We start from the raw sequence: 22,132 nt of genomic DNA, 5'->3' as shown, positions 1-22,132 counted from the left end.
GCCATCGTGCAACCCTGCCTACCTGTCCCCGGTGACCGATACCCAGCTTGCCGACCCGCCGTATCTGCGCGGCCTCAATCCGCCGCAGCGTGAAGCGGTGCTAACGACCGATGGGCCAGTGCTCGTGCTGGCCGGCGCCGGCACAGGCAAGACCGCGGCGCTGACCGCGCGCCTCGCGCACCTCCTTCACACGCGCAAGGCGTATCCCAGCGAGATCCTGTCCGTCACCTTCACCAACAAGGCGGCGCGCGAGATGCGCGAACGCGTCGGGCGGCTGGTCGGCGACGTGGTCGAGGGGATGCCGTGGCTCGGCACGTTTCACGCGATCGGCGCGAAGATGCTGCGCCGCCATGCCGAACTGGTCGGGCTGCAGAGCAACTTCACCATCCTCGATACCGACGACCAGCTGCGGCTGCTCAAGCAGCTGATTCTCGCGGCGGACATCGACGAGAAGCGCTTCCCCGCGCGCAGCCTTGCCGGGCTGATCGACGAGTGGAAGAACAAGGGGCTTACCCCGCGCGAAATCGATGCGGGCGAGAGTGAGCGCTACGCCAACGGCCGCGGCGGCGAATTGTACGAGCAGTATCAGCAGCGGCTGAAGGCGGTGAACGCCTGTGACTTCGGCGATCTGCTGCTGCACGTACTGACGATCCTCAAGACCGATCGCGAAGTGCTTGCGCATTATCAGCAGCGCTTTCGCTACGTGATGGTGGACGAATATCAGGACACCAACTCGGTCCAATATCTGTGGCTGCGGCTGATTGCCCAGGAGCGGCGCAACATCTGCTGCGTCGGCGACGACGATCAGTCGATCTATTCATGGCGCGGCGCACAGGTCGAAAATATCCTCAAGTTCGAGAAAGATTTTCCGGGCGCCAAGGTCATCCGGCTCGAACAGAATTACCGCTCCACCCCGCATATCCTGGGCGCGGCCGGCGGGGTGATCGGCAACAACACTGGGCGGCTCGGCAAGACGCTTTGGACCGAGATCGACGTTGGCGAGAAGGTCCGCGTAATCGGCGTGTGGGACGGGCCGGAAGAAGCGCGCCGCGTCGGTGACGAGATCGAAGCATGCCAGCGCGCCGGCAAGTCGCTAGACGAGATCGCGATCCTCGTCCGCGCGCAGCATCAGACGCGCGAGTTCGAGGACCGCTTCATCGCGATCGGCATGCCGTATCGCATCGTCGGGGGTTTCCGCTTCTACGAGCGGCAGGAGATCCGTGACGCGCTCGCGTATCTGCGCGTCGTCAACCAGCCGGCGGACGATCTGGCGTTCGAGCGGATCGTCAACACGCCCAAGCGCGGGCTCGGCGACAAGGCGGTGGCGAAGGTGCACCAGCTCGCCCGATCGCAGCAGCTGCCGCTCACGGCGGCGGCGGCGCGCATTCTCGATACCGACGAGCTGACGCCGCAGGCGCGCCGCGCGCTCGGCAACCTCGTCGGCGATATCGCGCGCTGGCGGCAGATGGCGCGCGAGCTGCCGCATCCCGAACTCGCGCGGCAGCTGCTCGACGAGAGCGGCTACACCGCGATGTGGCAGGCGGAGAAGTCGGCGGAGGCGGCCGGCCGGCTCGAGAACCTTACCGAGCTTGTCCGCGCGATGGAGGAGTACGAGAGCCTCGGCGCGTTCCTCGAGCACGTCAGCCTCGTCATGGATAACGAGGGAACGCGCGAGGATCCCAAGGTAACGATCATGACGATCCACGCCGCGAAGGGACTCGAATACGAGACCGTCTTCCTGGTCGGTTGGGAGGAAGGGTTGTTCCCTTCGCAGCGCGCGCTCGACGAGGGCGGCACGCGCAGCCTGGAGGAGGAGCGCCGTCTCGCCTATGTCGCGATCACGCGCGCGCGGCGCCGCGCGGTGATCTTTCACGCCGCCAATCGTCGCATCTACGGCCAGTGGACGTCGTCGATCCCGTCGCGCTTCGTCACCGAGTTGCCCGCCGACCATGTCGATACCGAGACGACGATGTCGGGCGGCGAAAGTCTGTGGCGCGCGAACTGGTCCGAACGCGCCGATCCCTTCGCGGATGTCGGCCGCGGCACCGGGCGCGGACCCGGATGGCAGCGCGCGGCGGGCACGCTCGCGCAGCCGGCGGGCGGCAAGCCCGGCGGCGAGTGGCAGGCGCGCACCTTCAGCCGCGAGCCGACGCGTATCGTGGAAAGTCGCGCCCCGTCGGTCAGCCTCGGCAACAAGGGGCGTGACGATCTGTCGCTCGGCCTGCGCGTTTTCCATCAGAAATTCGGCTACGGCACGATCGCGGAGATCGAGGGCAACAAGCTCGAGATCGAGTTCGAGAAGGCCGGTCGCAAGCGTGTGATGGACAGTTTCGTTTCACTGCCCTGAACCCCGCTCTTACCTCACGCCCGTACGCGCGATAGGAAGCGGGGATGACGCTGTCCCGTGCCGACGCCGATCTGCTTGCCCGCCAGGGGCTCGACGCGTTGCGGCGGGGCGATGGCCCGGCGGCGCGCGGCGCGTTCGAGCGGATCCTGGCCGACGCACCCGATGCGCCGCGACCGTGGTTCGCGCTGGCGCAGGCGTGCCGGCTGATGGCGGACGCGGCCGGCGAAACGCGCGCGCTCGATGCGCTGCTCAAGGCGGAACCGCGGCACCTCGCCGGACTGCTGCTGATGGGCGACCGCAAGCGCGGTGACGGCGACGACCGTGCGGCGATCACCTTCTATCGCGCCGCGCTCAATCAGGCGGGCGTGATGCGCGAGGTTCCGGCAGCGCTGCACCCGCTGCTGCGCCAGGCGGAAAGCCACTGCGCCGAAGCCTCCGCGCGCTTTGCCGATCATCTGACCCGCGCCGTCGGCTCGGGCGTGTCGCCGCGCGTCGCTGAGTCGGTCGATCTGCTGCTCGGCCGCCGGCAATTGTATCTTCAGCAGCCGACGATGTTCTACTTCGCTGGCCTGCCGCAGCGGCCATTCTACGACCGGCGCGAATTCGACTGGGCCGAAGCGTTGGAAGCGGCCACCCCCGCGATCCGCGAGGAATTGACAGCGGCGTCCGCCGGCGCGGGTTTCCGCCCGTATGTCGAGGGCAGCGGTGATCGCCCGCGTCCCAACAATCCGCTGCTGGACGATCCGAGCTGGAGCGCGCTGTACCTGTGGCGCGGCGGTGAGATCGTTGCGGACAACGCCCGCAACTTCCCGCGCACGATGGCGGCGTTGGCCGATCTGCCGATCCCACGCGTCGCCGGTCGCTCGCCGATGGCGCTGTTCTCGCGCCTGACACCCGGTACGCATATCCAGCCGCATCACGGCCTGCTCAACACGCGGCTTATCTGTCACCTGCCGATCGTCGTGCCCGATGGCTGCGCACTGCGCGTCGGCGCGGAGACGCACGTCTGGCGTGAGGGACAGCTGGTGATCTTCGACGATTCGTTCGAGCACGAGGCGTGGAACCGGGGCAGCGGCACCCGCACCGTGCTGCTGTTCGAGATCTGGCGCCCTGAAATCAGCGCGGATGAGCGCGCGGAGCTGACGCAGCTGTTCGAGGCGATCGACTCCTATGGGCCGGCGATGGTCGATCAGGGCTGAGCGGCGCGGCGGCGCGGCGGCACGGCGCCGCTCGCCCACAACGCCCACCAAATGATCAGCGGCTGCAGCAGGAGGCGGGGCGCGTGATAGGCGATCGGCAGGCCGCGTCCGCTGCCGAGGTCGATGATCGCGTGCTGTACGTTCGCCGGCCACACGCACAGCGCGTAGGCGGCGAGCGCCCACCCCGCCGCCCGTCTCGTGCGCACGCTCAGTAGCGCCGCCGCACCGGCAAGCTCGGCCATGCCGGTCGCCAGCACGACGAGGCGCGGCTGCGGTACCCAACCAGGCACGATCCGCACCATCGCGTCGGTGAAGATGAGATGCCCGACGCCGGCGATGGCGTAGAACAGGATCAGGCCGAACCGGGCGATGCGCCGACCGCGTCCTTCCGTGCTGGCGGCGATATCGCTTTGTGTCATCATGCTGGAACGATACGACAGCGTAACCGTATCCAGCATTGCCCGCTTACGGGCAGTGAGAGGATAGTGACATGCTTACCCGTCGCATCGGTATCGCCCTGGCCACGATCGGCATCGCCGTTGGATCCCCCGCGTTCGCCCAGTCGAGCGCTGACGACGCACGCTTCCGGGCGGCGCAGGATCGCTTCGAACGCGAGATGCAGATCTTTCGCAGCGAATATGATCGCTACCAATCGGTACGGCGCGTTCCCGGCGGCGGCTATCGAGATCCGCGCTGGGATGATGGGCGTACAGCGCCCGGCCCGGTGACGCGCTACGATGACGATCAGTGGCGCGACGAGGGCGACTACGATCCCTCGCGCTATTATCGTCAAGGCAATTATCAGGAGCGCGTACTTTCGGCGAACGACCGCGTCTATTCGGGATCAGACGGACGATATTACTGCCGCCGATCCGATGGCACGACGGGGCTGATCGTCGGCGGTGCGCTGGGCGGTGTGCTCGGCAACGTCATCGACGGCGGCCGCAGCAGGATCGTCGGCACGTTGCTCGGCGGTGCCGCAGGCGCGCTCGCCGGCCGCTCGGTGGATCAGAACAGCCAAATCCGCTGCCGCTAGGGCGAGATCTGCATACCTCGGAAGGGCGCTCGCGGGACGCCCTTTCCGAGGCGACGAACCTGACGGCAGGCCGTTGCAGTGACGAAGGCGACCAGCGGCGGGTGGCGCCAAAGCGCTCATGTTACGTCGACGTTGCCTTACGGAGTCTGGCGCAAAAAGGTTTCGCGCCAGCTCGACCGGCCTTCTGGTCGATTACCGGTCGATCGCCAGCAGCGTCACGCCTTCGTATCGCGCTTCCGACGGGTCGAACAGTTCGCTTGGCGTGAAACGACGCGGCGTCACGCGAATGCCGCCGAGACCGGCGATCTTGAACGCGCCGATCTTGGGCTCCTTGGGCGGCTTGCCGTCGCGCTCGAGCGTCACGGCATCGACGTAGAACTCACCGTGCTTGGTGTACACGACGTGCGGCGCGAGCGTGACGGAGCCGAGATTATAGGTCGCGGCCAGCGCCTGCTGCTTGACGATCGCCTCGAAGACGACCGGCATCGAGGCCGGCGGCGGCGATGGCGGCGCGTGCACCCGATCAGCGTCCATTGTCAGTTCCATGCCCGTCAATTAACAAATCTCGCTGCGTTGCAGCAATAAGCGTTTATGCAACGCATCGTTCCGCAATTGCACGTCAACCCCGCGGCGTCGTCGCAGGGCGCCCGTCCTCCTCATTATTGGCCCGCCGCCGGCATCAGTTTCTGCGCCAAATACACCGTTTGCAACGCTTGCAGCCGCGCGCCCTGTGCAATGTCGGCATCGCCCGAATGCCCACCGGCGGTGTCTTCGTAGAACATGTACGGCAGGCCGAACTCCTTCATTCGTGCCGCGAACTTGCGCGCATGCTGCGGGCCGACCCGGTCGTCCTTGGTCGTGGTCCAGATATACGGCTCCGGGTAGCGACCGTCGCGCCGCAGCACGTGATACGGCGAAATCCGCGCGAGGAACGCGCGCTCGTCCGGATTGGCGATAGAGCCATATTCATCGACCCACGACGCCCCCGCTGCGATCCCCTCGTAGCGTAGCATATCGAGCAGCGGCACCTGAATCGTCACCGCGCCCCACAGCTCGGGGTGCTGCGTCAGCTCGACGCCCATCAGCAAGCCGCCGTTCGATCCGCCGAAGATGCCGAGCCGGTCTGCGCGCGTGATGCCGCGCCGCGACAGGTCACGCGCCACCGCGGCGAAGTCGTCGAAGATCAGCTGGCGCTTGGTCTTTCGCCCCGCCTCGTGCCACGCCGGGCCGAACTCGCCGCCCCCGCGAATATTGGCGAGCACGAACGCGCCGCCGCGCTCGAGCCACAGCTTGCCGGTGACGCCAGAATAATAAGGCGTCATCGACACTTCGAACCCGCCATATGCCGTCATCAGCGTCGGCGTGGCGCCGTCCGTCGCAGCGCCTGCGCGGTGGACGACGAAATACGGGATCTTCGTGCCGTCGGACGAGACCGCCTCGATTTGGTCGACCGCCAAACCCGTCGCGTCGAAGCGCGCAGGCAACGCCTTCACGGTGCGCGGTGCCGCATCCTCGGCGAGATCGAACGCCATCAGTCGCGTCGGCGTGGTGAAGCCCGACACGGTCAGGAAGCCGCGATCGTGCCGCAGGTCGGTCGCGACGAGATCGACGGAGAGATTGTCGGGCAGCGCCAGCGTCGTCGCGCGCCACCCGTCCCCAGCGCGGCGGAACGCCATCGCGCGCCCGCGGACGTTGTCGTAGATCGCGGCGATCACCGCGTTGCCGGTGACGCGTATATTGTCGCGCTCGACCGACTGCCGCGGCCCGGGTGCGAAGATCAGCGTCGGCGTTCCTTCGCCAATGCGGGCGGCATCAAGCGGCAGCGATGCGAGTGCTCCCTCCGGGATCGCGCCCCAAGGCTCGCTGACGCGGACAATCAGTTGCCCATCGACCAGCCCCTTGATGTCGGCCTTGTCGGGCATCGCGATCCGCCGCGCCTCCGCGCCGTCCCACAGGAAGTTCTCGGACGTGAAGAAGGTCTTCGCACGCGTAATCACGACCGCGCGATTGCCACGTCCGTCTACGGCGACGAACGGCCAGACGCCGATATCCTCGGCCGTCCCGCGATAGACTTCCTGCGCGGCAGACAGCGGCTGGCCCCGCTTCACGATCTTCGCAACGAAGGGATAGCCCGACTTCGTCAGTGTTCCTGCGCCCCAATCGCGCGATACGATCAGCGTGTCGGCATCGATCCAGTCGGCATTCTGCTTCGATGCCGGCAGGACAAAGCCGCCGTCCACGAAGCGCCCCGTGACGAGATCGAACTCGCGCAGCTCAGTCGCGTCTTCCCCGCCTTCGCTCAGCGCGACGAGACAACTTTTCTCGTCGGGCTGCCGGCAGGTGACGCCCTTCCAGACCCACTTTTTGCCCTCCGCCCGCGACAGCGCGTCGAGATCGATCAGCGTGGTCCAACGCGGCGCAGGGCCGGCATAATCCGCCTCGCTCGTCCATCGCCAGATACCCTGGGGGTGTGCCTTGTCGCGCCACATGTTCATGATCCGCCCGTCGATCAGCTCCGGCATCGGGATGCGATCGTCGGCCGCGGCGATCGCCAGCGCCTCCTCGTTGAACGTGGTGAAGCGTGGATCCGCCTCGAGCCGCGCGAGCGTGCGCTTGTTCTCCGCCTCGATCCAGGCGAGCGCTGCAGAGCCGTCCTTGTCCTCTAGCCAAATATGCGGATCGGCGGCGGCAGGCGGGGCGGCATCGGTCATCGCCGCCGTCTGCGCGATGCCGCCACTTGCCGCAAGCACAGCCAACGCCGCCCCGACCGCCAACCGCCTCATCCGCTTCGCTCCACTGGAAGGTCACACCGCCTGTGCCGCTTGCGCCGGGCATCGGCAATGCTTGCCGCGTGCGCCGTGGGGCGTATGGCGGACCGCGATGTCGGACGGCCTTCCCCTACCCCGCCGCTACGGTGCGATCGCTGCGCTGGGATGCGGATCGGCGCTGGTGATCATCGATGGCGGCGTCGCCAACGTCGCGCTGCCGACGATCGCGCGCGACTTGGGCGTGGCGCCTAGCTCGGTGGTGTCGATCGTCACCGTCTACCAGGTCATGCTGGTGATGCTGCTGCTGCCCTTTGCGGGGCTAGGCGAGCGGATCGGATTGAAGCGCACCTACCAGGCCGGGCAGATGGTTTTCGCCGCGGCGACGCTGCTGTGCTTCTTCGCCAAAAGCCTGCCGTTCCTGCTGATCGTCCGCGCGGTACAGGCGATCGGCGCGGCGGGCGTGCTCAGCGTCTCCTCCGCGCTCATCCGCCAGACCTATCCCGCACGGCAGCTGGGTCGCGGGCTCGGCATCAATTCGGTGATCGTCACCAGCTCGGCAGCGGCGGCGCCGACAATCGGCGGCCTCGTGCTCGCCGTCGCGCCCTGGCCGTGGGTATTTGCCAGCGCCATTCCCTTCGCGGTCATCAGCATCGCGCTTGGTCGCGCGCTGCCCGATCCGGCGCCGCGGCTTGCGCAGCTCGACCTCGCCGGCGCGATTATGTGCGCGGCGATGTTCGGGCTGATCATCGGCGGCGCCGAAAGCCTCGTCCACGGCGACAGCCCGGTGGTCAGCGCCGCCATCATCCTTGCCGGTGCCGCGCTCGGCTGGGTCTTCGTTCGGCGCGAAATAGGCGCGCCCGCCCCGATCTTGCCGGTCGATCTGCTCGCACGGCCGATCATCGCCCTGTCGGCGTTCGGCAGCCTCACCGCCTTCACCGCTTCGATGACGCTTCTCGTCTCCACCCCCTTCCGCCTCTCGGCACTCGGCTTCAGCGCGACACAGATCGGCGCCTGCATCGCTCCGTGGCCGCTGACCAACATGATCGTCGCGCCGCTCTCGGGCTTTCTGTCCGATCGCGTGCCCGCCGGCATACTCGGTGGCCTCGGCATGGCGGTGACGCTGGTGGCGCTCGCGCTGCTCGCGACGATGCCGGCAGATCCGAGCTATGTCGACGTCGCGTGGCGGATGGCGCTGTGCGGATCGGGCTTCGGCCTCTACCTTCCGCCCAATGCACGACTGATCGTCGGATCGGCGCCGAAGGCGCGCGCTGCGGCGGCCGGCGGGCTCGTGTCGACGGTGCGGCTCACTGGACAGACGATCGGCGCGACGCTCGCTGCGGCGCTGCTGGCGGCGGGCATCGGCGCGGGTGCGATTCCACCGCTCGTCGCTGCCGGCCTCGCGCTGCTCGCCGGGCTGTGCAGCGTCGCTCGGCTGCGTCCCTCGATCCGCAATCCGAGTGTCGAAGAGGTGCGTGACGAAGTGCCGACGTTGCGCCAGCCGCGCTGAACGTACGCTTCCGGGCGGTGTCGTCGACAATCGGAACGCCGCCGAACGAGCATCGTTCTCGCATCTTCGAAGCCCGGAGATGACGATGCCCTATGTAAAGACACGCGACGGCGCCGACCTTTTCGTCAAGGACTGGGGCAGTGGCCGGCCGGTCGTGCTGGTTCACGGCTGGCCCCTCTCCGCCGACAGCTGGGATCCGCAGGCCGTCGCACTCGCCGAGGCGGGTTACCGCGTCATCGCCTACGATCGTCGCGGCTTCGGTCGATCGAGCCAGACGTGGGATGGCTACGACTACGATTCGCTCACCGACGATCTCGCTGACGTCATGAAGGCGGCGGAGATCGGCGCTGACGCGACGCTGGTCGGCTTCTCGATGGGTGGCGGCGAGGTGGCGCGCTACATGAGCCGCCATGAGGGCCGCGGCGTTGCTTCGGCGGTGCTGGTCGGATCGGTCGTGCCGTACATGCTCCAGACCGACGACAATCCCAACGGCGTGCCGGAGGATCAGCTCCAGCAGATCGCCGCCGGCATCAAGAAGGATCGGCCGGACTTCTTCCGCACGTTCTTCAAGGATTTCTTCGGCGTCGGCTATGTCACTAGTCCGGTCAGCGAAGCGACGCTCGACTGGGCGTGGCGGCTTGCGATGCAGGCATCGCTGCGCGCGACGCTGCAATGCGCCGACAGCTTTGGGCATACCGATTTCCGCCCCGATCTGCCGGCCTTCCGCGTGCCGACGCTGGTCATCCACGGCACTGGCGACAAGACCGTTCCGATCGACGCAACGGGTCGCGCCGCCGCGGCCGGGATCACCGCTAGCCAACTCGTCGAATATGACGGCGCGCCGCACGGGTTGTTCGCGACCGAAAGCGATCGGTTGACCCAGGATCTGCTGACTTTCCTCCGCTGACGCATGTGGGGCCGGCGATCCCGGCCCCGTATCACGACCAATCAGCGCAGCGGGACGATCACCTCGTCGGGATGCGCGACGTTGAGCTCGCGGCGCACCAATTCGTCGACCATGTCCGGATTGGCGTGGCGCGGATCGAGCAGCGCCACGCGGTTACGCAGCATCTCGCGCCGCTGGTCGAGCGCTGCGAAATAATGCTCGCGCTTCACCAACTGGCGCTTGTAGTCGCCGAACGCGAGCAGCCCGTTGGCGCCCAGCACAGCGTAGCCGCCGAAAAACGCCATGACGACCAGCGCGACCGCCGGCCAGGCGGCGCGCTTCATGACCGATCGGAAATTAGAGGGCTTGCGTCGCATCGTGCCGTGATTCTCGCCCAAGCCCCCCTTAGTTACAAGCGGTTTCAGCGCGTGCGCAGCACGTCACGGCCTGCGTACATCGCGATCGAGCCGAGCTCTTCCTCGATCCGGATCAGCTGGTTGTACTTGGCGAGCCGGTCGGACCGCGCGAGGCTGCCCGTCTTGATCTGCCCGCAATTGGTCGCGACCGCGAGATCAGCGATCGTCGAATCCTCGGTTTCGCCCGAACGGTGGCTCATCACCGCCGTATAGCCCGCGCGCTCGGCGATGCGGATCGCCTCAAGCGTCTCGGACAGCGTGCCGATCTGGTTGACCTTGACGAGCAGCGAATTCGCGAGCCCCTGCGCGATCCCGTCGCGCAGCCGCGCCGGGTTGGTCACGAACAGATCGTCGCCGACGAGCTGCACTTTGCTGCCGATCCGGTCGGTCAGCGCCTTCCAGCCCTCGAAATCGTCTTCCGCCATCCCGTCCTCGATCGATAGGATCGGGTAGCGCGCGACGAGATCGGCGAGATAGTCCGCCATCGCGCCGGGCTCCAGCGTCAGATTCTCGCCAGAGATGACGTATTTGCCGTCTTTGAAGAACTCGGTCGCCGCGCAGTCGAGCGCGAGCATCACATCGTCGCCCGGCGTGTAGCCCGCCTTCTCGATCGAACTCATGATGAAGTCGAGCGCGTCGGTGGTGCTCGCGAGGTTCGGCGCGAAACCGCCCTCGTCGCCGACGGACGTCGCCAACCCCTTGTCGTGCAAACCCTTTTTCAGCGTATGGAAGATCTCCGATCCGCAGCGCACCGCGTCCATGATGTTGTCCGCGCCGACGGGCATGATCATGAATTCTTGGAAATCGATCGGATTGTCGGCATGTTCGCCGCCGTTGATGATATTCATCATCGGCACCGGCAGGACATGCGCGTTGACTCCGCCGACGTAGCGGTAAAGCGGCAGGCCGCGCGCATCGGCCGCGGCCTTCGCCACCGCGAGGCTGACGCCCAGGATCGCGTTGGCGCCCAGCCGCCCCTTGTTCTCGGTGCCATCGAGATCGATCAGCGCAGCGTCGATCTCGATCTGGTCTTCCGCCTCGAGACCACGGATCGCGTCGGCGATCTCGCCATTCACCGCGTCGATCGCCTGCTCGACGCCCTTGCCGAGCCAGCGCGCCTTGTCGCCGTCACGCTTCTCGACGGCCTCGTGCGCGCCGGTCGACGCCCCCGACGGCACCGCCGCACGCCCGAAGCTGCCATCTTCGAGGATCACGTCGACCTCTACGGTCGGGTTGCCCCGGCTGTCGATGATCTGGCGGCCTTGCAGGTCGATAATTGCGGTCACGTAACGATCCTTCTACGATGGCGGGTGACGAGTTCGACGCGTGCGATAACGACGCAATGCCCCAGCGGCAAATGACGATGGAACCGGGGCCAGCGCCGCGGGGTTTCTGGGTTCGACCAAGGAGATACGTGATGGCCGACGAAACGCCCAAACCAATGACCGATCAGGATGTCTCGCCCGCCGCCGCCGACGCTTTCGCGCCGGCCGACCCGCTGAAGAGTGCTGGAGACGATTTCGCATCATCGTCGAATGGCGCGAACGCTACCGTGAACGAGGCAGATAAGGCGACGAGCGGCGAAGAAGGATCGGCCGGCGCGCGTCAGACGATCAGCGAGAATGTGACGAAGCTTAAGGGCGAGGCCGCCGACCGCGTGCTCGGGCTCGCCGACCAAGGAAAGGCTCGGGCAAGCGGTGCGCTCGACCAGCTCTCGCAAATGCTCAACGATGCGGCCGCGCAAGTCGATGACAAGCTCGGCGCGCAATACGGCCAATATGCCCGCAACGCCGCCGAGAGCGTACAGGGCTTCTCCTCGTCACTCAACGAACGGTCAGTTGACGACCTGCTCGATGACGCGCGCGCGCTGGTACGCAAGAGCCCGGCCGTCGCGATCGGCGCTGCCGCCGCCGCCGGCTTCGTCGTCGCCCGCCTGCTCTCCGCCGGTCTCGATCAGCGCGACAAAGGCTGATTTCGGTGACGGGTACCCCCGTACGTCATAGCGAGGCGGGCGTCGGACAACTGGTTTCGCAACTGGTCGTCGACGCGCGCGAAATGGCGCAGGCCGAGATCGGTCTCGTCAAAGCGCGCGCGAGCGCGTCGATCACGCGGTACCGCTCGGCCGCGATATTCTTCGCGATTGCGGCGGTGCTCGGCCTCGCGGGGCTAATCGCGCTGCTTGTCGGGTTGATCCTGAGCCTCGCGACGCTGATCGGTCCGGGTCTAGCCACGCTGGCCGTTGTGGGCGTCGTCTTCGTCATCGCCGGTGTGCTCGCGATAGTCGGCAAGTCGCGCTTGACGCAGGGGACAGCTGCATGAGCGACCCGACCGATGTGCACAGTGCCGAAGCACGCGTCGCAGAGGCGCGCAAACGTTTCGGCGATACTGTCGGGGCGTTGCAGACCAAGCTCGACCCGCGCGTCGTGGTGCGCGACGCGGTCGATGGCTTGACCGAAAGTGGCGAGAAGGCATTGCGCAGTGGTGTCGAGACCGCGCGCCAAAATCCCGAGATCGTCGTATGGGCGACGGCTCTTGCCACCGCACTGCTCGCCCGTCGTCGCATCGCCGGCCTGTTCAAACGGCGCCCGCGCAACCCAACTGAAAAGACCGGCGAAACCGCGCTATCGCTAGCGCGTTCGATCCCTGGTGACTGGCCGGAAAAGGCCGAGAGGAACGAGATATGACCGACAATCGCACTTCGACCGATCACGAGACGCTGCGCGATCGCGCGACCCACGCCTACGACAATGCGCTTGCGCGTGCCGAGGACGCCGCGACCTCGACCAAGGAGCATCTGCGCGAGGCGGCGCATCAGACGGGTGATGTCGTCCAGGATAACCCGCTGGGCGTGCTGGTCGGCGGGCTTGCGGTTGGCGCGCTTGTTGGCGCGCTCGTCCCGCGCAGTGCGCGTGAGAAGGAACTGCTGGCGCCGGTCGGAAAGCGCGTCGGCGCCGCGGCGCTTGCGGCTCTCGCTGCGGCGAAGGACGTCGGTCGCAGTGAACTCGATGAACTCGGCCTCACGAAGGACGCCGCGCGCAATCAGGCGAAGTCGCTGTTCCAAGGCGTCGCCAAGGCGGCGTCGCATGCCGGGACCGCCGCCGCGCAGGCCGGCCGTGAACAGATCAAGGCGCCGCAGTAAGGCGCTTCAAACCCGTCCGCCAACACGGTAAGGAGCCGGCATGAGCAAGCTCCATCTCGTATTCGGCGGGCGGGTTTCCGACCCGCGCACCCTCGACTTCGCAGACTTGAAGTCGATCGATATCGTCGGCGTGTTCCCGGACTATGCTTCCGCCGAGAAGGCGTGGCGCGGTGCCGCGCAGCGCACCGTTGATGATGCCGAAATGAAATATGTCGTGGTGCATATGCACCGCCTGCTTGAGCCCGACCTGCTCAAGCCTGGCACGTCCGAATAATCAGATCAACGATGTGCCGCGGCGATCGCGGCGGCACATCGGCGCTCCACCGCGCTGCGGTCAGATGAACTCAATCTTCGAGACGACGTAGTAGCGCTCGCCTGCCGGCACCGACACCTCGACCTCGTCGTCGACGCTTCGCCCAATCAGCGCCCGCCCCATCGGCGAATTGTAGCTGATGCGCCCCGATTTCGCATCGGCCTCGGTCTGCCCGACGATCTGGTAACGGACCGACTTGTCGTCCTCGTCGAGCAGCGTCACCGTCGCGCCGAACACAATCTTGTCGCCCGACAGATCGCGCGGGTCGATGATCTGCGCGCGGGAAAGCTTGTCCTCGATATCGGCGATCGACGCCTCGATCTGGCCCTGGCGCTCCTTAGCGGCATGATATTCGGCGTTTTCCGAAAGATCGCCGTGCGCCCGCGCTTCCTCGATCGCATCGACGATCGTCGGCCGTTCGATCTTGAGCCGCTTCAGATCAGCCGTCAGCCGATCATAGCCTTCCTGCAGCATCGGCATCTTGTCGACCGTCGCCATCGCGCCTTTTCCTTCCCGAAACCCTGTCCCCCGGCGATCCTCCTCTTCGGATCGCCGCACATCTCAACATCGATGCCGGGGATTAATTGTGCAGCCGCGAATAATAGGATTGAAGCGGCCGCACTTCAAGGTTGCGCGTAGCGGCGGTAACGGCTTTCGCCGCCTGAATGCTCGCCTGTGCGGTGGTGAAATAGGGAATACGCTGATTGACCGCCGACGCGCGGATCGGCTGCGAGTCCTTCAGGCTCTGCCAGCCTTCGGTGGTATTAAAGATCAGCGCGATCCCGCCGTCCTTGATCCGGTCGACGATATGCGGCCGACCCTGTGCCACCTTATTAACGAGCTCTACATCGATTCCTGCGCGCTGCAGGTGATCCGCCGTCCCTCCCGTCGCCACGATCGTGAAGCCCGCATCCGCAAGATCGCGGATCGCCGGAACGATCGCAGCCTTGTCACTGTCCTTGACGCTGACGAACACCGCGCCCGCCTCGGGCAGCACCGTCCCTGCCCCCAGTTGCGATTTGGCAAAGGCGGTGGTGAAATCGCGGTCGATCCCCATCACCTCACCGGTCGACTTCATCTCGGGCGACAGAACCGGATCGATCCCCGGAAAGCGGTTGAAGGGAAACACCGCTTCCTTGACGGCGAAATAGTCGATCCGGCGATCGATCGCGGGCAAGTCGCGCAGCTTCTCGCCCGCCATCACGCGCGCCGCGATCTTGGCAATCGGCGCACCGATCGCCTTGGCGACGAACGGCACCGTACGGCTTGCGCGCGGATTCACCTCAATGAGATAGACCGCGCCGTCCTTCACCGCGAACTGGATGTTCATCAGGCCGCGTACTTCGAGCCCGCGCGCGAGCAGCTCGGTCTGGCGCTCGATTTCGGCGATGATGTCGTCGGGCAGTGAATAGGGCGGGATCGAGCAGGCGCTGTCACCCGAATGGACACCGGCCTCCTCGATATGCTGGAGCACGCCGGCGACCACCACGTCCTCACCGTCGCAGATCGCGTCGACGTCGACCTCGATCGCGTCGCGTAGATACTGGTCGATCAGCACCGGCGCGTCGCCCGACACCTGCACCGCCGTCTGGATATAGTCGTCGAGCTGCGCGGGACCGTCGACGATTTCCATCGCGCGCCCGCCGAGGACGAAGCTCGGCCGCATCAGGACGGGGTAGCCGACGCGCTCGGCGACGTTGAGCGCCTCGTCGCGGCTGCGCGCGATGCCGTTGTTGGGCTGCAGCAGCCGCAGCCGATTGACGAGCGCGGCGAACTGCTCGCGATCCTCCGCCAGATCGATCGCGGCGGGCGACGTTCCCAGGATCGGAATGCCCGCCACTTCCAGCGCGCGCGCAAGATTGAGCGGCGTCTGCCCGCCGAACTGGACGATGACGCCGACGAGCTCGCCGCGGCTCGCCTCGACGTGCAGGATCTCGAGCACGTCCTCCGCCGTCAGCGGCTCAAAGTACAGCCGGTCCGACGTGTCGTAGTCGGTGCTCACCGTCTCCGGATTGCAGTTGACCATGATCGTCTCGAAACCGGCATCCGCCAGCGCGAAACAGGCGTGGCAGCAGCAGTAATCGAATTCGATCCCCTGCCCGATCCGGTTCGGCCCACCACCTAGGATGACGATCTTGCGCCGCTCGCTCGGCTGCGATTCGCACTCCGGCTCGCCGAAGCTCGGCCCCTCGTACGTCGAGTACATGTAAGGCGTCTTAGCGTCGAACTCGGCGGCGCAGGTATCGATCCGCTTATACACCGGACGTACGCCCAGCTTGACGCGGTGCGTGCGCACCTCTTCTTCGGTCACCCCGCCGGTCATCGCCTTGACCGCCTCGTGGATCAGCCCGCTGCCCCGTGCGATGCCGCGCTGCATGCCGCGCAGATTAGCCGATTGCAGCGCCAGCCACGCTAGCCGCTTGTCGCTAAAGCCCATCGACTTCAGCCGCCGCATGCCCGCGGCGTCGATCGGCAGGCCGTTGCGGCACACATCCTCTTCCGCCGCGACGATCTCGGCGATCCGCTCCAGGAACCACGGATCGTATTTGGCGATCGCGTGAACCTCGGCGACGGTGAATCCCTCGCGCAGCGCCTGCGCCGCGACGAGCAACCGGTCAGGGCTCGCCACGGCTAGCGCCGCCTCGATCTCCGCGCGCGGCGCGCCCATCAGACGCTCGACGCGGTTGAAGCCGCTGAGCCCGGTCTCGAGCCCGCGCAGCGCCTTCTGCATCGACTCCTGAATGTTGCGCCCGATCGCCATCACCTCGCCCACGCTCTTCATCGCCGTCGACAGGACGGCTTCGGCGCCCTTGAACTTCTCGAAGGCGAAGCGCGGGATCTTGGTGACGACATAATCGATCGTCGGCTCGAACGACGCCGGCGTCGCACCGGTAATGTCATTGGTGATCTCGTCGAGCGTGTAGCCAACCGCGAGCTTCGCCGCGACCTTGGCGATCGGGAAGCCGGTCGCCTTCGAGGCCAGCGCCGACGACCGTGACACGCGCGGGTTCATCTCGATCACGATCAGGCGGCCGTCCTTCGGATTGACCGCGAACTGGACATTCGACCCGCCCGTCTCGACACCGATCTCGCGCAGCACCGCGATGCTGGCGTTGCGCATGATCTGATATTCCTTGTCGGTCAGCGTCAGCGCCGGCGCGACGGTGATCGAATCGCCCGTGTGAACACCCATCGGATCGACGTTCTCGATCGAGCAGATGATGATGCAATTGTCCGCCCGGTCGCGGACCACCTCCATCTCATATTCCTTCCAGCCGAGCAGCGACTCCTCGATCAGGACCTCGGTCGTCGGCGAGGCATCAAGCCCCTTGCGGACGATCTCGATGAACTCCTCGCGATTGTACGCGACCCCGCCGCCTGTGCCGCCGAGGGTGAAGCTTGGGCGGATGATCGCGGGCAGCCCGACCTTCTCCAATCCCTCCAGCGCCTCCGCCTCGGTATGCGCCACGGCCGAGCGGGCGCTCTCAAGGCCGATCTTGTCCATCGCGTTGCGGAACTTGAGCCGGTCCTCGGCCTTGTCGATCGCCTCGGCATCGGCGCCGATCATGGCGACGCCATACTTTTCCAGCGTACCGTCGCGGAACAACGCGAGCGCGGTGTTGAGCGCGGTCTGCCCGCCCATCGTCGGCAGGACCGCGTCGGGTCGCTCCTTCTCGATGATCTTGGCAACGATCTCGGGCGTGATGGGCTCGACATAGGTAGCGTCGGCGAGCTCGGGATCGGTCATGATCGTCGCCGGGTTCGAATTGACCAGGACGATGCGATAGCCCTCTTCCTTGAGCGCCTTGATCGCCTGCGTGCCCGAGTAATCGAACTCGCACGCCTGACCGATCACGATCGGACCAGCGCCGATGACGAGAATGGAGGAGATGTCGGTGCGTTTGGGCATCTGGGTCTACTCGCTGGAAGTGCCGCCAAGCCGGACGATCGATCGGATCGGCCGGCGGCGCTCGTGCAATGGAGAGGTGGCGCGCAGGAGGACACGCGCGCCGCGCTTATGATCAACGTTTCTAGTTACCCCAGGCGCTCGCGCGCGAACGGGCGCGACGGCGCCGCGCCAGGGGGTGTATCGCTGATGCATCGAAGCCGCGCCCTATGCCACGTCGCCGGGCCAATGCAACCGCCAGTCGCCATGGTAAGTACTGGATTAATTCTTTTTGTTACAGCGCATCTTGCCACGCAGTTGTTCGTAGCTGCTCCGAACATCGAAGGGAGAGTGGACATGGCAACGGTGAACGGCAGCAGGGTTCGTGATGATCAGGCCGGGTATAGCCTGGCAGCGCTCGCAGGCGTGGCGCGCGATTTCGGTGCTGGCTACGACGTTGTTTTTCTTGGTAATCGCGAACAGCTCTACACCCAGGTGCGGCTAACCTTCACCAGCGCAGAAGTCGGCAATGGAACGGCAACGGATAGCGGCACGCTCGCCAATCAAGATGGCGGCCTTGCCGTTCGCGTGCAAGGCGAAGACGCGTCGGGTGCGCTTACCGGACCGATCGGCAGGTTCGACGACGAAGGTATCAGCTTCGTTTCGGATGGTAGCTATACCTTCGACGTGCGTGATCTTGTCAGCGGCGTCGAGCGCGGCACGCAGTTTGGTGTCGTCCGGCTCGGCACGTCCGGAGATGACTATTATGCGGAAGGCGGCTCGACCGTTGCGACCTACATCAACGGCGGCCGCGGCAACGATGACATCAACGGCGGCCTGGGCGACGACTTCCTGGTCGGGGGTGCGGGAAATGACATTCTGTTCGGCGGGCGTGCAGGCAACGACAGCTTCATCGGCGGTGCAGGCGACGATACGATCAGCGGCGGTCAAGGCGACGACCTCGCGATCTTCAACATCTCGACCGACGGATCGGACAGCGTCGATCTCGGGACGGGGAATGACCGTGTCAACGTCGCGGCGGCCACCGGCACGACACAGGTTCGGCTGACGTTCACCAGCGCTGAAGTCGGCAACCTCAGCGCCACCGATGCGGGAACGCTCGCCAACCAGGACGGCGGGCTCGCCGTCCGGATGCAGGCGGAGGATGGCACAGGCGCGTTGACTGGCGCGGTCAGCCGGTACGACGATGAGGGCGTTACCTTCCTGTCCACCACACCCGGGCTGACGTTCGACGTGCGCGATCTGGTGAGCGGCACGGCGCGGGGTGACCAGTTCGCCGCCGTGCAGCTCGGCACGCGCGAGGGCGAGGTGATCGACAACAGTACGGCGACGATCAGTTATTACGTCAACGGCGGTCAGGGCAACGACACGATCTTTGGCGGCAGCGCGAACGACTTCCTCGTCGGCGGCGCAGGCGCGGATCGCCTCGTCGGCGGCGCGGGTGACGACAGCTTCATCGGCGGCGCGCTCAACGATACGATCAGCGGCGGCCAGGGCAACGACACCGCGATCTTCAACGTGTCGACCGACGGTTCCGACACCGTCGACTTGGGCGCAGGCGCCGATCGCGTCAACGTATCGGCTGCAGCGGGCACGACGCAGGTGCGACTGACGTTCACCAGCGCGGAAGTTGGCAACGGCAATGCCAGCGACGGCGGCGCGATTGCCGACCAGGACGGCGGTCTTGCCGTGCGCGTCCAGGCGGAAGATGCCTCTGGCGCACTTACCGGCGGTGTCAGCCGTTACGATGACGAAGGCGTCACCTTCTTCGCTTCCACCGCCGGCCTCACCTTCGACGTGCGCGATCTCGTCAGCGGCACGGCGCGCGGCGATCAGTTCGCGGCGGTGCAGCTCGGGACCGCGCTGAGCGAGGTGATCGACAACAGCGCGACGACCATCAGCTATTACGTCAACGGCGGCGCGGGCAACGACATCATCACCGGCGGCAGCGCGAACGACTTCCTCGTCGGTGGGGCAGGATCCGACCGGCTCATCGGTTCCGCCGGTGACGATAGCTTCATCGGCGGCGGCGGCGCCGACACGATCTTCGGCGGGATCGGCAACGATATCGCGATCTTCAACGTGTCCACCGACGGCGCGGATGCCGTCAACCTCGGCATCGGGGATGATCGCGTCAACGTATCGGCCGCGGCCGGCACGACGCAGGTTCGGCTGACGTTCACCAGCGCGGAAGTCGGTAACGGCAGCGCCGAGGACGCGGGCACGGCGGCCAATCAGGATGGCGGCCTCGCCGTACGTTTGCAGGCGGAAGATGGTGTCGGGGCGCTCACCGGCGCGATCAGCCGCTTCGACGATGAGGGGATCACCTTCTTCTCGTCGGCCGGCGTCACGTTCGATGTCCGCGACCTCGTCAGTGGCACGGCACGCGGTGATCAATTCGCCGCGGTACAGCTTGGCACGCAGGCCGACGACGTGCTCGACAACAGCGCGGCGACGATCAGCTACTACATCAACGGCGGTACGGGGAACGACACGATCACCGGCGGTGGTGCGAACGATTTCCTTGTCGGCGGCGCCGGCAACGACACGCTGAACGGTGGCGCGAACAACGATCAGCACATCGGCGGCGCCGGCGCAGACATCTTCGTCTTCACCACTGGGCCTGGAAACGACACGATCCTCGACTTCGCGTCCGGCACCGACAAGGTCGATCTCAGCGCCTTCGGTATCACCGCCGACGATGTCAGCTTTTCGTCGGTCGGTGGTGTAACGTTCGCCAGCGTCGACACCAATGCAGATGACGTCGCTGACTTCACTATTCAGTTCGCCGGCACCAGCACGGCACCGGTCGAGGGCGATTTCGTCTTCTGATCACTGGTGGATGGCCGGCGGGTTCGCCCGGCGGCCATCACCTCCATTATCACAGCGAGCCGACGAAGCGCGCGAATAGATACAGGCTGTCCTGCGGTCCCGGGCTTGCCTCCGGGTGATATTGCACGCTGAACGCGGGCTTGTCGGTCAGCTCCAGCCCGGCGTTGCTACCATCGAACAGCGAGACATGCGTTTCGCGCACGTTCGCCGGCAGGCTCTCGCGCTCGACCGCGAAACCGTGGTTCATGCTGGTGATCTCGACCACGCCATCGGCGAGGCGCTTGACCGGATGGTTCGCGCCGCGATGGCCCTGGAACATCTTGGTCGTGCGCGCGCCGACTGCCAGTCCGAGCAGCTGGTGGCCGAGGCAGATGCCGAACATCGGCTTGCCCGTATCCAAAAGCTGGCGGATCACCGGCACGGCATACTCGCCAGTCGCCGCCGGATCGCCCGGCCCGTTCGACAGGAAGATGCCGTCAGGCTGCAGCGCCATGATCGTGTCGTAGCTCGCCTCCGCCGGGACGACCGACACCTTCGCGCCGGCCTGCGCCAGATTGCGGAAGATGTTGTGCTTGCTGCCGTAATCGATCGCGACGACGTGCGGGCGATCGTCGTCCACGCTGTCGCCGTAGCCGAAGCCGAGCCGCCAGATGCCACCCGCGCGATCCTCGCCCCAGCTACCGTGCGTCTCGCGCGTCACCTGCTTGGCAAGGTCCATGCCCTCGAGACCTGGCCAAGCGCGCGCCAACTCAAGTAGGAAATCGATGTCGAACGTGCCGCTCGCGGAATGTGCGATGACGCCGTTGGGCGCGCCGCCCTGCCGGATGCGCCGCGTTAGCGCGCGGGTGTCGATACCGGACAGGCCGATGCGCGCGTGCCGCTTCATCCACCCGTCGAGCCGCTCCACCGCGCGGAAGTTCGACGGCGCGGTCACGTCCTCGCGTACGATCATACCCAGCGCGTGCGGCTCGTCCGCCTCGACGTCGTCGGGGTTCGCGCCGACGTTGCCGATATGCGGAAAGGTGAAAGTGATGATCTGCCCGGCGAAGGAGGGATCGGTCATAATCTCCTGATAGCCGGTCATCGCGGTGTGGAAGCACACCTCGCCGACCGCCTGCCCTTCCGCGCCGAAGCCGCGCCCCCACAGAACGTCGCCGGACGCCAGCACGAGGGCGCCGGTGGCGCCGTCGGGTTGAGGCGCGTGCGAGGGCTTGGCGTCGGCCATGGGGCGGGCACTCCTGGGTGATCGGCGATGTGTGTTAAGAGCGGCGCGCTAAACCCGCCCCCCCGCCGCGTCAATCTGATATGGGCCGCCGCACCATGATTCGAGACGACATCAAGCAAGCCCAGATCGCCGCTATGAAGGCCGGCGACAAGGAAGCCCGCGCGGCGATCAGCCTGATCCAGGCGGCGATCAAGAACCGCGACATCGAAGTGCGTACGCAGGCGACGCCCCCGGACGACGATACGCTCGTCGTTGAGGTGCTGCAGAAGATGAAGAAGCAGCGCAGCGAATCGATCGAGATGTATCGCAAGGGCGGGCGCGAGGAGCTGGCGGCGGCGGAAGAGGCCGAAGTGGCAGTGATCGACCGGTTCCTGCCGCGGCAGATGGACGAGGCGGAGACGCGCGCCGCGATCGAGGCGATCAAGACGGAGATCGGCGCGGCGGGCATGAAGGACATGGGCCGTGTCATGGCCGAGTTGAAGGGGCGCCATGGCAGCGTGCTCGACATGTCGAAGGCGAGCGGGCTGGTGAAGGCGGCACTGGCGGGCTGACCGTGG

At 66.3% G+C, this 22,132-nt stretch carries 20 protein-coding genes; 12 read left to right on the top strand and 8 right to left on the bottom strand.

What is annotated here, in order from left to right; genetic code table 11:
* Positions 1–64 precede the first annotated feature (64 nt).
* A complete protein-coding gene (locus tag B7L05_RS06135) occupies positions 65–2,347 on the top strand; it encodes an ATP-dependent helicase (protein WP_256926663.1) in 2,283 nt (760 codons plus the stop codon).
* Between the two features lie 44 nt (positions 2,348–2,391).
* The gene (locus B7L05_RS06130; protein ID WP_085809425.1) at positions 2,392–3,546 is read left to right on the top strand and encodes an aspartyl/asparaginyl beta-hydroxylase domain-containing protein; all 1,155 of its coding nucleotides are present in this window, start codon (positions 2,392–2,394) and stop codon (positions 3,544–3,546) included.
* Here the strand turns inward: B7L05_RS06130 and B7L05_RS06125 are convergent.
* Positions 3,537–4,004, bottom strand: coding sequence for a hypothetical protein (locus B7L05_RS06125; protein WP_256926634.1), 468 nt, complete (start codon positions 4,002–4,004; stop codon positions 3,537–3,539). The two genes, B7L05_RS06130 and B7L05_RS06125, sit on opposite strands and share 10 nt — an antisense overlap.
* A 32-nt stretch (positions 4,005–4,036) precedes the next feature.
* On the opposite strand from B7L05_RS06125, the gene B7L05_RS06120 reads away from it, so the two are divergent.
* Positions 4,037–4,582 (top strand): glycine zipper 2TM domain-containing protein, encoded by a 546-nt coding sequence (locus B7L05_RS06120; protein WP_085809424.1) that lies wholly within the window; start codon positions 4,037–4,039, stop codon positions 4,580–4,582.
* A gap of 192 nt (positions 4,583–4,774) precedes the next feature.
* On the opposite strand, the gene B7L05_RS06115 is transcribed toward B7L05_RS06120, so the two are convergent.
* Together B7L05_RS06115 and B7L05_RS06110 are read right to left on the bottom strand one after the other, a co-directional pair.
* Positions 4,775–5,116, bottom strand: coding sequence for a hypothetical protein (locus B7L05_RS06115; RefSeq protein WP_085809798.1), 342 nt, complete (start codon positions 5,114–5,116; stop codon positions 4,775–4,777).
* A 125-nt stretch (positions 5,117–5,241) separates the two neighbouring features.
* Complete coding sequence (locus B7L05_RS06110) at positions 5,242–7,365, bottom strand: prolyl oligopeptidase family protein (protein ID WP_307718257.1); 2,124 nt, start codon at positions 7,363–7,365, stop codon at positions 5,242–5,244.
* A gap of 97 nt (positions 7,366–7,462) precedes the next feature.
* On the opposite strand from B7L05_RS06110, the gene B7L05_RS06105 reads away from it, so the two are divergent.
* Positions 7,463–8,857, top strand: a complete 1,395-nt coding sequence (locus tag B7L05_RS06105; RefSeq protein WP_085809796.1) for an MFS transporter — start codon at positions 7,463–7,465, stop codon at positions 8,855–8,857.
* A gap of 85 nt (positions 8,858–8,942) precedes the next feature.
* Positions 8,943–9,764: an alpha/beta fold hydrolase gene (locus B7L05_RS06100; RefSeq protein WP_085809795.1), complete on the top strand. Its 822-nt coding sequence runs from the start codon at positions 8,943–8,945 to the stop codon at positions 9,762–9,764.
* Positions 9,765–9,805: 41 nt separating this feature from the next.
* Here the strand turns inward: B7L05_RS06100 and B7L05_RS06095 are convergent, their stop codons facing one another.
* Both B7L05_RS06095 and eno read right to left on the bottom strand, forming a co-directional pair.
* On the bottom strand, positions 9,806–10,087 hold the full coding sequence (locus tag B7L05_RS06095) for a septum formation initiator family protein (protein WP_256926633.1): 282 nt from the start codon (positions 10,085–10,087) through the stop codon (positions 9,806–9,808).
* Positions 10,088–10,164: 77 nt separating this feature from the next.
* Positions 10,165–11,445, bottom strand: coding sequence for a phosphopyruvate hydratase (gene eno, locus B7L05_RS06090; RefSeq protein ID WP_085809423.1), 1,281 nt, complete (start codon positions 11,443–11,445; stop codon positions 10,165–10,167).
* A gap of 131 nt (positions 11,446–11,576) precedes the next feature.
* Between eno and B7L05_RS06085 the strand changes: the two genes are divergently transcribed.
* Genes B7L05_RS06085 through B7L05_RS06065 form a run of 5 tightly spaced genes read left to right on the top strand, consistent with a single transcriptional unit; the run spans position 11,577 to position 13,572 of the window.
* Positions 11,577–12,131, top strand: a complete 555-nt coding sequence (locus B7L05_RS06085; protein ID WP_144037162.1) for a hypothetical protein — start codon at positions 11,577–11,579, stop codon at positions 12,129–12,131.
* Positions 12,132–12,136: 5 nt separating this feature from the next.
* Positions 12,137–12,478: a phage holin family protein gene (locus B7L05_RS06080; RefSeq protein WP_256926632.1), complete on the top strand. Its 342-nt coding sequence runs from the start codon at positions 12,137–12,139 to the stop codon at positions 12,476–12,478.
* Entirely contained in the window at positions 12,475–12,843 is a 369-nt protein-coding gene (locus B7L05_RS06075; RefSeq protein ID WP_085809422.1) for a DUF3618 domain-containing protein, read from the top strand. Before B7L05_RS06080 ends, B7L05_RS06075 begins: the two co-directional genes overlap by 4 nt.
* Positions 12,840–13,298, top strand: a complete 459-nt coding sequence (locus B7L05_RS06070) for a YqjD family protein (protein WP_085809421.1) — start codon at positions 12,840–12,842, stop codon at positions 13,296–13,298. The genes B7L05_RS06075 and B7L05_RS06070 overlap by 4 nt, the downstream gene beginning before the upstream one ends.
* A gap of 40 nt (positions 13,299–13,338) precedes the next feature.
* Positions 13,339–13,572: a DUF4170 domain-containing protein gene (locus B7L05_RS06065; protein WP_085809420.1), complete on the top strand. Its 234-nt coding sequence runs from the start codon at positions 13,339–13,341 to the stop codon at positions 13,570–13,572.
* Positions 13,573–13,632: 60 nt separating this feature from the next.
* Here the strand turns inward: B7L05_RS06065 and greA are convergent, their stop codons facing one another.
* Positions 13,633–14,109 carry a transcription elongation factor GreA gene (greA, locus tag B7L05_RS06060; RefSeq protein ID WP_085809419.1) on the bottom strand — a complete coding sequence of 159 codons (477 nt, stop codon included), beginning with the start codon at positions 14,107–14,109 and terminating at the stop codon, positions 13,633–13,635.
* Positions 14,110–14,191: 82 nt separating this feature from the next.
* Positions 14,192–17,521, bottom strand: coding sequence for a carbamoyl-phosphate synthase large subunit (gene carB, locus B7L05_RS06055; protein WP_085809418.1), 3,330 nt, complete (start codon positions 17,519–17,521; stop codon positions 14,192–14,194).
* 333 nt (positions 17,522–17,854) lie between these two features.
* Between carB and B7L05_RS17590 the strand changes: the two genes are divergently transcribed.
* Complete coding sequence (locus tag B7L05_RS17590) at positions 17,855–20,350, top strand: calcium-binding protein (RefSeq protein ID WP_085809417.1); 2,496 nt, start codon at positions 17,855–17,857, stop codon at positions 20,348–20,350.
* 49 nt (positions 20,351–20,399) lie between these two features.
* Here B7L05_RS17590 and carA read toward each other — a convergent pair whose 3' ends face one another.
* Positions 20,400–21,575 (bottom strand): glutamine-hydrolyzing carbamoyl-phosphate synthase small subunit, encoded by a 1,176-nt coding sequence (gene carA, locus B7L05_RS06045; protein ID WP_085809416.1) that lies wholly within the window; start codon positions 21,573–21,575, stop codon positions 20,400–20,402.
* Positions 21,576–21,670: 95 nt separating this feature from the next.
* Here carA and B7L05_RS06040 point away from each other — a divergent pair, with 95 nt between their 5' ends.
* A complete protein-coding gene (locus B7L05_RS06040; RefSeq protein WP_085809415.1) occupies positions 21,671–22,126 on the top strand; it encodes a GatB/YqeY domain-containing protein in 456 nt (151 codons plus the stop codon).
* Positions 22,127–22,132 lie beyond the last annotated feature (6 nt).

The sequence above is a fragment of the Sphingomonas sp. TZW2008 genome, assembly GCF_002117915.1.
Lineage (GTDB): Bacteria > Pseudomonadota > Alphaproteobacteria > Sphingomonadales > Sphingomonadaceae > Sphingomonas.
This window is presented reverse-complemented; position numbering and strand designations above follow the sequence as displayed.